Raw genomic sequence first — 12,963 nt, forward strand, 5'->3', positions numbered from 1 at the left:
GCATAGTGACCCCGCGTGCGCGGGCCTCGAAGCGTGGCGGCGGTGCCTGAGCACTGTCCGCGCGTTCGGCGGTGGGGCCCCACCGCCAACGTTTGTCGCCCCCGCGCTCAGCGGGTGGCCGGGATGCGGTTCGGGCCTGTGGTGATGGTGGTGACGTCCATGGGGGACGGGAGCATCAGAGTAGTGATCGCGATCGGGTGGTTGCAGTTCGGGCAGTTGTGCACGGAGCCCGGTTGCTGCTCGGGCTGCGGGGCCCGTGCCACGAGGCGGTCGGGTGCCGTCTCGCAGGTGTCCTCGTGCTCCTCGCGGGCCGGGCGGCCTGGGAGGAAGAGTGCCAGCAGCGCCCCGGCCAGGGCCAGGCCCGTCATCAACCATACGGTCTCGTGGAACGGCACGGCGCTGCCCGTCCCCGCGACGGACGAGCGGAACTGGTAGAACGCGGCGAACCCGGCCACGCCGAGCGAGCCGCCGAGCCGCTGGACGACGTTGAACAGTGTGCTGACGTCGGCGACCTCGGTCCGCGGCAGCCGGCCGAGCGTGCCCATGATGATCGGCTGGAGGGTGAGGCCGAGCGCGATGCCCCGTCCGGCCAGCAGCAGCGCGAGCAGCCACGCGGCGGTGCCGGGGGTGACCAGGAGCAGCAGCGCGGAGGTCGCCGCGAGGACCAGCATCCCGCCGCCGACCGTGGCGCGGAACCCGAGGGAACCGACGAGCTTCTCCCCCAGGCCGGTGCACAGGCCCATGACGATGCCCTGCGGCAGCAGCACCAGGCCGGTGGCGACGGCCGAGCGGCCCTGCACCTCCATCATGAAGATCGGGATGAGGAACAGCACGGCGAACAGCACCAGCGAGGCGACCACCGACACCGCCACCGGGATCGCGCCGGCCAGGCTCTTGACCAGGCCCAGCGACAGCGCGGGGCGGCGCAGCGGCAGCTGCCACCAGATGTAGGCGGCCAGCAGGTCGACGCCGACCAGGGCGATCGGCCAGCCGAGCCGGGCGTCGGTCGGGATGATCGACGAGCTGAGCACGACCCCGGTGGCGCCGGCGGCCAGCAGCAGCATCCCGACCATGTCGAGCGGACGGCGGTCGGCGCGGGCGACCGGCCGGTCGCGGGGCAGCTTGAGGCCGGCGAGCAGGCCGACGATCACCAGCGGCACGTTCACCAGGAAGATCCACCGCCAGCCGGCGGTGTCCACCAGGAGGCCGCCGGCGCTGGGGCCGAGGGCGGGTGCCAGGAAGAAGCACAGGCCTGCGGCCATGGGCGGGCGGGCCCGCCGGCCGTCCTGCTTGTCGGCGAACAGCAGGGCCAGCGCGAGCGGGATCATCGGCGCGCTCGCCACGCCCTGCGCGCCGCGCAGCGCGATCAGCGCCTCGATCGTCGGTGCGAACGCGCAGGCCGCGGAGGCGGTGCCGAAGGCGGCCAGCGCGGCCATGTAGACGCGGCGGTTGCCGAAGCGGTCGGCCAGCCAGGCGGTGGCGGGCAGGAAGGCGCCGATGCCGAGCAGGTACGCGCCGACGATCCAGCCCACCGTGGAGACCGTGCTGTCCATCTCGCGGGCGATGCCGGGGATGGCGACATTGACGGCGTTGGAGTCGACCATCGAGATGAACGGCCCGCACGCCAACCCGATCAGGACCAGCGGATGGATCCCGGCGCGTTCAGAAGTCACACGTCACCTCCGGGAGGACGTGGGAGCGGCTGTCCCTGATCAGGCCCAACTGGATGAAGCGGTCGCGCCGGGTGAAGCGGCGCACGCCCAGGCCGGACATGTTGTAGGTGATGATGTGCTGCAACCTGTGGTTGTGCCGGTTGCGGCGGAGCATGCGCCGGGCGACGACCCGCCCCTTCCAGGAGGTGTCGGTGAACAGGCCCGCGAGGTTGTGGCTGAGCCGGGCGACGTAGTCGACGCGGGGGCGGCGCGTTTCCTCATAGCGGTTCAGGGCGAGGTCGACGGCGTCGGGGGTGAACGCGTCGAGGTCCGCGAGCCGCTCGCCGAGGGCCCAGGCGTCGGCGATCGCCGCGTTCATACCCTGCCCCGCCATCGGGTGTACGCAGTGCGCGGCGTCGCCGAGCAGGGCCAGTCCTGGACGCACCCAGCGGGGCGTGTTGAATCTCCAGGCCGACATCACGCGGGCGTCGGCGGCGCTGTCGAGCAGCGGTTCCGCGAGCGGTTCGAGCGCGGGGACGGCGGCGGTCATGCGCCGCGTCCACTCGGTGAGCCCGGCCCGGCCGATCGCGCGGTGTTCTCCGGGGTCGATCTGCGCGTAGAGCCGCGCGCGGCCGCCGGGCATCGCGAACAGCAGCCGCAGCCCGGCGTCGGTCAGGTAGGCGACGATGTCGGTCCCCAGGCCGGGAGCAGCCAGGTCGTAGCCGACGAGCCGGTGGCCGTAGGTGTGGCGGGACGCGTCGAAACCGGCCTGGGCGCGCAGGCGTGAAGAGTGCCCGTCGCATGCCGCGACCAGCGGCGCCCGCAGTTCCTCGCCGCCCGCCAGGCGCACACCGGTGACCCTGTTGTGGTCGAAGAGGAGTTCTTCTGCGCGCGCGCCGAACGTGATGGGGATGTCTGTAAGAAGCGCCTCTTGTATGGAGGCGTAGTAGTGGACGAGGCAGTGGTTGAACGGTTCGGGCAATGGCCGGTAGTCGAGTGAGGCGATCTCGTCGTTGTCGGCCGTGCGGCAGCACAGCCGGTGCGCCTCGATCGCTCCTTGGCGACGGAGTCTTTCCAGCACGCCCAGCGCGTCGAGGATCTGCAGTGAGCGCGGCTGGATCAATTCGCCCTTGTGGACGTCGCGCGTGCCCGGCTGCTTGTCGAGGACGAGCACCCGCCGCCCCTGGCGGAGGAGTGTCCGCGCCAGGGCGAGCCCGGCGACGCCCGCCCCGCAGATGATCGCGTCGTGGTCAGCCACCGCCGCCCTCCGGGGACGAGGTGTACAGGGCCAGGGCTTGGAGTGCGTAGGCGTTGGCGAAGTGGTCGCACCAGTAGGTCAGGTCGAGGAAGTAGACGCCGACGATGGCGGGTTCCCAGAGGCCGTCTTCACGCTGGTGGCGCAGCAGCCAGTCGATCCCGCGTGCGACGGCCGGGTCGTCGGCGTGGCCGGCCCCGATCAGGCCGATCAGCGCCCACGCGGTCTCTTCCACTGTGGCCGCAGCGCCGCGGCCGTCCCCCCAGCCGCCGTCGGGGTGCTGGTGGGCGAGCAGCCAGTCGCGTGCACGCACGCCAGTGGGCGTACCGGACAGGCCCAGCCGCGACAGCGCCTCCAGGACACGCGCGGTGCCCGTCGTGTAGTTCCGGAACCAGGGAGTGGCGAACGAGCCGTCAGCGCGCTGCGCCCGCGCGAACCACCGGACCGCCCTGGCGGTGGCGCCTTCCCTGGCGCCCGCCCGCCAGAGCGCGAGCACCGCGTGCGCGGTCATCACGGCGCATGGCGCGTCCATGGACACCCGTGCGTTCCGGGTGAAGCAGCCCCACGAACCGTCGCGGTTCTGCATGCGCAGCAGCCAGGAGACGCCGCGCCGCAGCGACGGGTCGCCCTTGCCGGCGCCGAACCCGGCCAGCGCCGCGACGGCGCCGGAGGTGTCGTCGGTGTCGGGCCAGCCCGACGGCATCGACCAGCCCCAGCCGCCGGGCGGGCAGCCGGTCGGCGCGAACGCGGCGGGACGCTGCGCGCCCCTGATCCACGGCTCGATACGCCGCAGCCGCTCGTCCCCTTCGAGCCCCGCGTCGAACATCGCCTGGACGAGGTACACGCTGACGGAGAACTCGATGTCGCGGTCGATCGGCCACGATCCGTCGGGACGGACCGTCCCGCGCAGATAGTCCAGGTACGGCACCGGCCGCAGCCCCGCGCGCCGGTAGCCGAACGCGACGATCGAGGCCATCAGGGGCGACTCCTCGACGCCGCCCGACGGGCCCTCGTACCGCCGGATGCCGTCGAGGTAGGCCAGCGCGCGGGGCTCCGCGAACCGGTTGACCAGCCGCCGCACCGGCCCGAACGACCAGGTGCGGCCCTGCATGACGCCCCAGGCCGCCAGCCCGGGGACGGTGAACGACAGCTTGTTGCGCAGCCAGGCCGGGGCCAGCAGCAGTTCGTAGGGCATCCGCGCCAGCCGCTCGGCCGGGTAGAGCCCCGCTTCGGCCAGGTACTGCTGGCAGACGGCCTTGAGCGTGCAGCGCTCGCGGTCGCCGACGGCGTCCATGCCGCCGAACGCCTCGATCCGCTCCAGGCCCCGGGACACCGCGTCCGACGGGCCCTCGACGATCCGCAGCGCGGCGACGGCGATCGCGGTCGCGTTGAGCGTGGACGGCCCGCCCGGCGCGTCGCCCCAGCCGCCGTCGGGCTCCTGCGCCTCGCGCAGCCAGCGGGCGCCCGAGGCGACCAGGTCCGGCGACTCGTCCGCGGCGTGCAGCGCGATGACCGCCGAGCCGGTGGACACCGCGGACGAGGGCAGCACGCCCTGCCACGAGCCGTCGGGGCGCTGCGCCGCGAACACCCCGTCGAGCGCCGCCGCCAGCCCGGCCCGCGCCCGCGCCGTGTTGGTGATCGTTTTAGTGATCTCGGCGGTCATGGTGCCTCGCCCCGGGCCCGTGCCTTCTTGTGCACGTTGAACAGCGACCGCATGAGCAGCAGCTTGCTCAGCGCCGGCGCCTTGCGGATGTCCAGCAGGCCGCCCACGATCGCCTCCCGTCCGCCCAGCTCGCCGCTGGTCAGCCGGTGCAGGGTGAGGGGCTCGGCGCGGATCACGATGTCGGCGTCCGCGTAGGGCACCGCGCCCTCGTCGACGCGCCGCTCGTCGCCCCGCACCACGAGCGTGTACGGCTCGGGGAACTCGTACAGGACGGTCAGCGAGCCGCCGGCCAGGCGCCGGGCGATGGTGCCGTTGCCGCGGGTGGCCGCGACGATCTCGCGGAGTTCGGCGACCACCTCGGCGGCCGTCATCGATTCGGGAGAGGAGACGGTCATGACGTGCTCCGTGCGTTGTGGGTGGCCAGGGAGAGCCCTTCGACGACCCGGGGCTGCGCGGCGGGGGCGGTGCCGGGGATCGTGCCCGGGACGGTGACGAGCTTCCTGCGCCGTCCCGCCGGCTCGGGCAGCGCGGCGAGGAGCTCCTCGGTGTCGCCGTGGTAGGTGGGGTCGAGGACGTCGGCGCGGCCGGTGTGGATCACCGAGCGGGCCAGGCAGCCCAGGTCCTCGCCGCGGGCGCGGCGCATCAGCGGCGCCTGCCAGATGTCGGTGATGCTCTGCCGCCGCAGGTCGCCGATCTCGGTGTGCACGAACGGGCAGGGGTACACCTTGCCGTTCGGCTGCACGCTCACCATGAACCGGCCGACCTTGCAGCCGACCGACTTCTCGAACCCGACCGCGTGCCCGGCGTGGTGCAGCCGGTCGTCGGGCGCGTTCAGCTCGATGCCCTGCGGGCAGGCGAGCCGCTGCTGCAGCGGGACGTTGATGCCCAGCGGCGCGCCGATCTCGTGCAGCCGGCGCAGCGTCGACAGGAACAGCTCCTTGCCGGCGATGTCGGCGCGGCGGTCCTCGGCGCCGCCCGCGGCCCGCCCGACCATGAAGATCGGCAGCAGGATCAGCTCCTCGACGCCCTCGTCGATCGCCCAGCGGAACAGGTCGGGGATGGCCGGGTAACTGTCCTCGGTGACGACGATCCGGACGCTGGTGCGCAGGCCGCGCCGGATGGCGTGCCGGATCGTGCCCTTGGCGCCGGCCAGCGAGCCGGGGACGCCGCGCACCGCGTCGTGCACGGCGTCGTCCTTGCTGTCGATGGAGACGCCGATCATCTCCAGGCCGCCCTCGACCAGCCGGTCGATCTTCTTCTCCCGGACGTTGAGCCCGTTGGTGAGCAGCGCGGTGTAGATGCCGAGGTCGGTGGAGTGGTCGACCAGGTCGTAGATGTCCTTGCGGGTCAGCGGCTCGCCGCCGAGGAAGGTGACGAACATCAGGCCGCTGTCGGCGAAGTCGTCCAGCACCGCCTTGGCCTGCGCGGTGTCGAGCTCGTCCGGGTCGCGCCTGCGGGCGTCGGCGAAGCAGTAGAAGCACTTCAGGTTGCACGCCCGGGTGACGATCCACCAGGCGGACGGCGGCGCGGCCAGTGCCCCGGCCGACGCCTGGTCCATGTAGTCCTCCAGCCAGGACTTGCCGTTCGTGCCCGTGCTGGTGTTCGCGGTGGCGGCGGTCATCGGCGTTCCCCTCTCTTCCAGACGCGGGTGCGCAGGTTCCAGACGACGAAGACGAGGCCGAAGAGGACGGCCACGTACAGCAGGCCCTGGCCGAACTGGACCGCCAGGTCGCTCGTCCGGGTGAACGCGCCCGCCTTCATCGCGTCGATCGCGGGCGTGTAGGGCATGTACTCCTCGGCGGAGGAGTCGCCGCGGCCGAGCGCCATCTGCACCCCGGCGATGGCGACGACCAGCATGAACGCTTCGAACTCGCGCGGGACGACCAGCCCGACGAGGGTGCCGATCGCCACGCCGATCAGGCCGACCAGCAGGAACGCGCCGGTCACGATCGCCACCGACTTCAGGTGCACCAGCGGCACGAAGATCGCCATAAAGACGGCGGTGGACAGCGCGGTGATGAGCAGCAGCACCAGCAGCCGGGCCGACAGCAGCTGCCCGGCGCGGTAGCCGGCCAGCCGCAGCCGCCGCATCACGCCCATGCTGGAGCGCACGGTGGTGAGCGCGGCGAACGAGCTGGTCACGCTGGTGCCGAGCACGGCCAGGTAGATGGCGCGCAGGTCGCGGTCCAGGACGCTGACCGTCTCGAACCCCTCGCCCGTCCAGACCTGGTCGGGCACCCGCGCGTCGCCGGCCGTGGTCAGGTAGCTGACCAGGAAGTACGACGCGGGCATGAAGATCATGAACAGCACGGACGGCCAGCGCCGGACCAGCTCGACGACGAACATCCGGGTGACGGTGAGCGTGGCGTTCATGCGTCGCGCGGCCGGGGCCGGCTCCGCGGCGGAGGTGGCGGTCACGAGGTCCTCCCCTCGGGCCGCGTGCCCTCGGCGAGGGTGCCCTCGGCCAGCTTGAGCATGGTCGTGAAGCGGTGCTTCTCGGTGTGCATGTGGCTGACCACCACGACCGAGCCGCCCTCCTGGCAGTAGCGCTCGGCGTAGGCCCAGAAGATCTGGTAGGTCTCGTAGTCGAAGCCCTGGTAGGGCTCGTCCAGGACGAGCACGTCGGGCTGGTGCAGCAGCGCCGCGATCAGGTTGATCTTCTGCTTGCTGCCGCCGGACATCCGGTCGACGCGGGTGCGGGCGTACTTCGCGCAGCGGAAGGTCTCCATGAGCCGTTCCGACCGCCAGGACGTCTCGCGCGCGCTCAGCCCGTACCCGGCGCCGAACATCGTGAAGTGCTCCTGCGCCGTGAGGCTGTCGGCCAGCAGCGGCTCCTGCGGGCAGTAGCCCATCCGGCCGTGCAGCGCGATCGTCCCGGCGTCCGGCTTGAGCAGCCCGACCAGGCACTTGAGCAGGGTGGACTTGCCGGCGCCGTTCTCGCCCTCGATGCCGACGAGGGCGCCGCGCGGGACGGTGAAGCGCACGTTCTCGAAGATCCGGCGCCGGCCGTAGCGCTTGGCCAGCCCGTGCACCTCGATGATGGTAGGGTGCGTAACCTGGGGCATTGTCTGGATCGTCACCTTTCGCTCCTCGTGACGTGGCCCTCCGTGAGCGTGCGGGCGGCCTCCAGGACGGACCGGCCATCGGCCCCGGGTGAACGCTTGACGTGGGCGAGCAGCATGGCCAGCTCGTCCTCGCTCGGGTCGAGGCCGTGATCGGACAGCACCTGGCGCAACGCCGTCCGGCCTGAGTGCTTGCCGAAGACGAAGCGGCGATGGCGACCGGTGAGCTCGGGCGGGTAGGGCTCGTAACTGCTCGAGTCTCGCACGAGGCCGTCGACGTGCAGGCCGCTTTCGTGCGTGAAGGCGTGCCCGCCCACGACCGGTTTCGTCGCCGGCACCCGCTCCCCCACCAGCGCGGCGACATGCCGGGCGAGCGGGGTCAGCGCGGTCAGGTCGAGCCCGGTCGGATGGCCGTAGGCGGTCTCCAGCGCCAGCACGACCTCCTCCAGCGGCGCGTTGCCCGCCCGCTCCCCGATGCCCAGCACCGAGCACTGCACCGCGGACGCGCCCGCCAGCAGCCCCGCCAGCGAGTTGGCGGTGGCGAGGCCGAGGTCGTTGTGGCAGTGCATCGCGATCGGCAACGGCGTGCGCGCGGCGACCTCGCGGACCAGCCGACCGATCCGCCACGGCGTGGCGACCCCGGCGGTGTCGGCGACGCCCACCGCGTCCGCGCCCGCGTCGGCCGCGGCGGTGAAGATCTCCACCAGGTAGCCGGGATCGGTCCGGGTCGCGTCCTCGGCCGCGAACACCACCTGCCGGCCCGACTCCTTGGCGTGCACGACCGCGCCGCGCACCCGGGCCAGCAGCCGCTCCGGAGTGGTCCGCAGCTTGGCCCGCACGTGCGCGTCGGACGTCCCGGCGAACAGCGCGATGCTGTCGGCGCCGGACCGCACCGCCGCGTCGATGTCGGCCCGCACCGGCCGCGCGATCACCTGGACGGTCGCGTCCAGCCCGAGGCCGGCGATGGCGCGCACCGCCTCGGCCTCCTCCTCCGACACCGCCGGGTAGCCGACCTCGATCAGCGGCACGCCGAGCGCGTCCAGCCTGCGGGCCAGCTCCACCTTCTCCCGGACGCCGAACGCGATGCCGGGCATCTGCTCGCCGTCGCGCAGGGTGGTGTCGCTGATGACGACCCGTGCCGGGAGCCGCTCCCTGTCGTTCTGGACGGCCCGGACGTCCTGGACGGCCGGCGCGTTGCGTTCGGTGACGGTGAGCCGTGCCGCGGCGGGCGCGGCGGCACCCGACGCGGCACCCGAGCGGCGGCGGAACTCGTTGAAGACCTGGTTGAGGCGGATCATGTCGCGGGGCGAGGCGTCCATCCGGACCGCGCCCGCGATGTAGGCGTGCCGGGGGCTGGTGCGGGCCAGCAGGAAGATGTCGCGGAAGACCGCGCCGGACGTCGAGATCGACACGGTCGCCGTGTCTGTGGCCCCGGGTTCGCCGGGCTCGACCATGCGGATGCGGCCCGCCGCGACGGCCAGCTCGATCCGCAGGTCCAGGTCGGTGACCTCGATGACGATCCGCCGGTCCCAGCGCCGCAGCGAGCTGAGCGTGTCGGGGAGCGCGGCCAGTTGCCGCCGCACGTAGTCGAGGACGGTCGCCGCGTCGACCGGCGGGCCGTCCTGGCCTGCCCCTGAGCCGGACGCGAACTCGTACCGGAGCCGCATCCGGCGCTGCGCCGCCCACGTCACCAGGAGCGCGGCGGCGGTGACCGGCAGCGCCAGGCGCGGTTTCGCGCCGAGCGCGACGAACGCGCCCGCCAGAACGATCCGTTCCAGGACGAGGATCTCGTGCGCGCGCAGCGCGACCCGGCGCGGGATCGGCCGGGGCGCCCGTCCCAGCAGTACCAGCGCGGCCAGCCCGCCACCCGCCGCCGCGGCGAGCAGCGCCGCGAACGCCGCGATCCCCGGTGTGAACGGCAGCACCAGCGGGGCCGAGACGGCCAGCGCCAGCCACGCCGCGTACAGGACGCCGCAGACCGCGAGCGCGAAGCCCGTGCCGCGCCGCACCGGGAGCGTCCGGTAGCCGCCCGCGCGGTCGCCGTCCACGTCGCGCAGCGTTCCGACGAGGTTGGAACCGGCGTCGTGCAGCAGGAACAGCGCCGCCGCCCACAGCACCGCGGGCGCCGGCTCGGCGGTCGCGGCGAGCGCGCCGAACCCCACGGCCAGCGCCGTGATCCCGCCCCGGACCAGGTTGCCCAGCCCGCCGCGCGCCTTGAACACCGTGCTGTAGGCGATGCCCGCCGCCAGCGCGCCGCCCGCCAGCGGCACGGTCCGCCAGTTCAGCAGCAGGCCGAGCGCCGCGCCCGCCGCCACGCACCCGATCATGCAGGCCAGCGCGGTGCCGGGGCGCATCCGGCCGGACGGGATCGGGCGGTGCGGCTTGGCCTCGGCGTCCAGCCGCCGGTCGAAGTAGTCGCCCCCGTACAGCCCCGCCAGCCAGCCCAGCGTCGGCACCGCCCACGCGCCCGCCAGCCGCCAGCCGCCCGCGTGCGGCGCGGCCAGCACGGCGCCGGCCAGGCCGGCCAGCCCCGGGTAGAAGAGGGTGTACGGCCGCCAGGTCTCCAGATGCGCCTTGATCATCGGGTCACCGGTCCCTGGTGACCGCGAGCCGCGCGACGTGCGCCAGCCGGTCCGCGCTGGGGCTGGACGGCAGCACCGCCAGCTGCTCGCGGGCGCGGGAGGAATGCCACCGGGCCCGTCCGCGCGACGCCTCCAGCGCGCCGGTGCGCTCCAGCACTCGGTGCACGGCGCGGAACGCGGCGTCCTCGTCGATCGTGTCGTTCTGGACGCCGTGCAGGACGTCCTCCAGCGTCCGCCGGTCGGCGGCCGAACCGGTCTCGTAGGCCAGGATCACCGGCAGCGTCAGCCGCCGGTTGCGGATGTCGCTCACCGCGGACTTGCCGGTCTGCTCGGGCGTGCTGTCGTAGGCCAGCAGGTCGTCGTGGATCTGGAACGCGGCGCCCAGGTGGTCGCCGTACGCGCCGAGCACCCGCACCGCCTCGGCCGACCCGCCGCCCAGGATCGCGCCGCTCTGGCACGCCGCCCGGAAGAACGCGGCGGTCTTGAGCCGGATCATCTCCAGGTAGGTCTCGGCGTCGCAGCTCAGATCGCCGCAGACCTCGGCCTCCAGCGACTGGCCGTGGCACATGTCGTACCCGGCCTGAGCGACCACCCGCAGCGCGGACACGATCCGGTCGTCGCCGACCCCGGTGGCCCGGCAGTCGGCCAGGCAGCGGAACAGGAAGAAGATCAGCGCGTCGCCCGCGATGATCGCGTTGTCCCGGCCGTGCGCGCGGTGCACGGCGGGCCGGCCGCGCCGGGTGTCGTCGCCGTCGATGATGTCATCGTGCACCAGGCTGGCGACATGCCCGCACTCGGTGCCGACCGCGGCGGGCAGCACGTCGGCGGCCCGGCCCCCGGCCGCCACCGCCGACTCCAGCAGCAGGATCGGCCGCAGCAGCTTGCCGCCCGGCGCCATCGCGTACCGGCAGATCTCGTCCAGCAGCCGGTCCCCGCCCGCCCAGCACAGCTCGAATTCCGAATTCAGCAGCGTCACGTATTCCCGGGGGAGCACGCTCTCCCGAGGAAGCGCGGGCGCCCCGTCCGGCATGGACGGATCGGCGGTCTTTCCGGCGTGTGACTTCACCCGGAGCCACCCCTTTCACATCGGATAACTGCTCGCGCGGGGCCCCAGTCCACTCTGGGGTGCTCCGAAAGGTAGGCGAACCCGCTGGTGAGGCGCACTGGCAAGCCCCAGCCGGCAAGGTTCAGCCAGCAGAGGTCAGCCGACCGGACCCAGCCGGCAGAACCCTGCCGACAAAAACCTGCCGACCATTGCCTGTCATCCCCCCCGGCGGCCGTTCCTCTTTACGCTGCCTCCATTCCCGGAACGAGGAGGATCGCGGTATGGCCGGTAAGCCGAGCGCCTGCCCGGTGGCGCACGATTTCCCCTTCGCCAAGACCGACCCGATGACGATGCCGGCCGAATTCGCGGAGCTGCGGGAACGGGAGCCGGTGGCCAGGGTCAGGCTGCCCAGCGGCGATCTGGCCTGGCTCGTCACCCGGTACGCCGACGCCAAGGCGGTGCTGTCGGACTGGCGGTTCAGCCGCGACACGGGCCGTCCCGGCGCCGCCCGGATGAACACCGCGATCGGGTTCGGCAACCGGGGCAACCCGTTCGCCGACCCGCCGGACCACACGCGCTGGCGGCGGCTGGTGGCCAAGGCGTTCACCGCGCGCCGGGTGGAGCGGATGCGGCCGGGCATCCAGGCCGTCGTGGACCGGCTGGTCGGCGCGATGATCGAGCAGGGCCCGCCGCTTGACCTGATGGAGGCGCTGGCCTACCCGCTGCCGATCACGGTGCTGTGCGAGATGCTCGGCGTCCCGGTCGAGGACCAGACGCGGTTCCGCGGCTGGATCGACGACATGCTGAACGCCGCCTTCACCCCGGAACGGCGGACGGAGGCCGCCGTCGCGCTGATCGAGTACGCCCGGGCGCTCTCCGAGGCCAAGCGGCGCGAACCCGCCGACGACCTGCTCAGCGCGCTGGTCGCGGTCCGGGACGAGGGCGACGGCCGGCTCAGCGACGACGACCTGTTCGTCACGGTCATGACGCTGCTGGTCGCCGGGTACAAGACGACCGCCGCGCAGATCGGCAAGGGGCTGCTCACCCTGTTCCGGCATCCCGCCGAACTGGCCGCCGCCCGGGCCGGGCGCGACGAGGCCCACCTGCGCCGCGTGTCGGAGGAGCTGCTGCGGTTCACCCCGCCGGGCGCCGGCTACGGAATCGCCCGGTACGCGGTCGAGGACGTGGAGGTCGGCGGGGTGCTGATCCCGGCGGGCTCGACCGTCTTCGTCGCCCGCCACTCCGGCAACCGCGACGAGGCCCACTTCCCGGACGCCGAGACCTTCGACATCTCCCGCGGGACCGCCAGCCAGCACCTGACGTTCGGCGCCGGGCCCGCGTTCTGCGTCGGCGCGCCGGTCGCCCGGATGGAGCTGGAGCTGGCCTTCGACGCGCTGCTGCACCGGCTGCCGGGGCTGGCCCTGGCCGTCCCGGAGCCGGAGATCCCGTGGAACAGCGACAACGCGGCACAGGCTCCCGAGCGCGTCCCCATCACCTGGGACGGCCCCGCCGCCCGGGAGGCGGAAGCCGCCCGCACCACCGCAATGGGAGGAACAGCATGACCGTCCAGCTGGGAATGCCGCCGATCGGCCGGCCGGCGCGGGGCGCGCCCGTCCCGCCGCCCGCACCCGCCCCCGCACTGGCGCCGCGTCGTGCGTCCCGCCAGATCATGGTGGGGAGTGTGCCGGTGGGTGGGGACGCGCC

The 12,963-nt window shown here is 73.3% G+C and carries 10 protein-coding genes; 1 reads left to right on the forward strand and 9 read right to left on the reverse strand.

What is annotated here, in order from left to right; translation table 11 throughout:
* Positions 1-107: 107 nt before the first annotated feature.
* Genes ABD340_RS37195 through ABD340_RS37235 form a run of 9 tightly spaced genes read right to left on the reverse strand, consistent with a single transcriptional unit; the run spans position 108 to position 11,280 of the window.
* The gene (locus ABD340_RS37195; RefSeq protein WP_344595554.1) at positions 108-1,673 is read right to left on the reverse strand and encodes an MFS transporter; all 1,566 of its coding nucleotides are present in this window, start codon (positions 1,671-1,673) and stop codon (positions 108-110) included.
* Positions 1,663-2,910: an FAD-dependent oxidoreductase gene (locus ABD340_RS37200; RefSeq protein WP_344595556.1), complete on the reverse strand. Its 1,248-nt coding sequence runs from the start codon at positions 2,908-2,910 to the stop codon at positions 1,663-1,665. Before ABD340_RS37200 ends, ABD340_RS37195 begins: the two co-directional genes overlap by 11 nt.
* Positions 2,903-4,570 carry a prenyltransferase/squalene oxidase repeat-containing protein gene (locus tag ABD340_RS37205; RefSeq protein WP_344595557.1) on the reverse strand — a complete coding sequence of 556 codons (1,668 nt, stop codon included), beginning with the start codon at positions 4,568-4,570 and terminating at the stop codon, positions 2,903-2,905. The genes ABD340_RS37200 and ABD340_RS37205 overlap by 8 nt, the downstream gene beginning before the upstream one ends.
* Positions 4,567-4,965 carry a hypothetical protein gene (locus tag ABD340_RS37210; RefSeq protein WP_344595559.1) on the reverse strand — a complete coding sequence of 133 codons (399 nt, stop codon included), beginning with the start codon at positions 4,963-4,965 and terminating at the stop codon, positions 4,567-4,569. The genes ABD340_RS37205 and ABD340_RS37210 overlap by 4 nt, the downstream gene beginning before the upstream one ends.
* Entirely contained in the window at positions 4,962-6,191 is a 1,230-nt protein-coding gene (locus ABD340_RS37215) for a radical SAM protein (protein ID WP_344595560.1), read from the reverse strand. The genes ABD340_RS37210 and ABD340_RS37215 overlap by 4 nt, the downstream gene beginning before the upstream one ends.
* Entirely contained in the window at positions 6,188-6,988 is an 801-nt protein-coding gene (locus ABD340_RS37220; RefSeq protein WP_344595562.1) for a hypothetical protein, read from the reverse strand. Before ABD340_RS37220 ends, ABD340_RS37215 begins: the two co-directional genes overlap by 4 nt.
* Entirely contained in the window at positions 6,985-7,650 is a 666-nt protein-coding gene (locus ABD340_RS37225; RefSeq protein WP_344595564.1) for an ABC transporter ATP-binding protein, read from the reverse strand. Before ABD340_RS37225 ends, ABD340_RS37220 begins: the two co-directional genes overlap by 4 nt.
* Positions 7,647-10,214: a UbiA family prenyltransferase gene (locus tag ABD340_RS37230; RefSeq protein ID WP_344595566.1), complete on the reverse strand. Its 2,568-nt coding sequence runs from the start codon at positions 10,212-10,214 to the stop codon at positions 7,647-7,649. The genes ABD340_RS37225 and ABD340_RS37230 overlap by 4 nt, the downstream gene beginning before the upstream one ends.
* A 4-nt stretch (positions 10,215-10,218) precedes the next feature.
* Complete coding sequence (locus ABD340_RS37235) at positions 10,219-11,280, reverse strand: polyprenyl synthetase family protein (protein WP_344595568.1); 1,062 nt, start codon at positions 11,278-11,280, stop codon at positions 10,219-10,221.
* Positions 11,281-11,540: 260 nt separating this feature from the next.
* Between ABD340_RS37235 and ABD340_RS37240 the strand changes: the two genes are divergently transcribed.
* Positions 11,541-12,821 carry a cytochrome P450 gene (locus ABD340_RS37240; RefSeq protein ID WP_344595569.1) on the forward strand — a complete coding sequence of 427 codons (1,281 nt, stop codon included), beginning with the start codon at positions 11,541-11,543 and terminating at the stop codon, positions 12,819-12,821.
* The last annotated feature ends 142 nt before the right edge of the window (positions 12,822-12,963 follow it).

Origin of the sequence: Actinomadura vinacea (assembly GCF_039532545.1) — a bacterium.
Classification (GTDB): domain Bacteria; phylum Actinomycetota; class Actinomycetes; order Streptosporangiales; family Streptosporangiaceae; genus Spirillospora; species Spirillospora vinacea.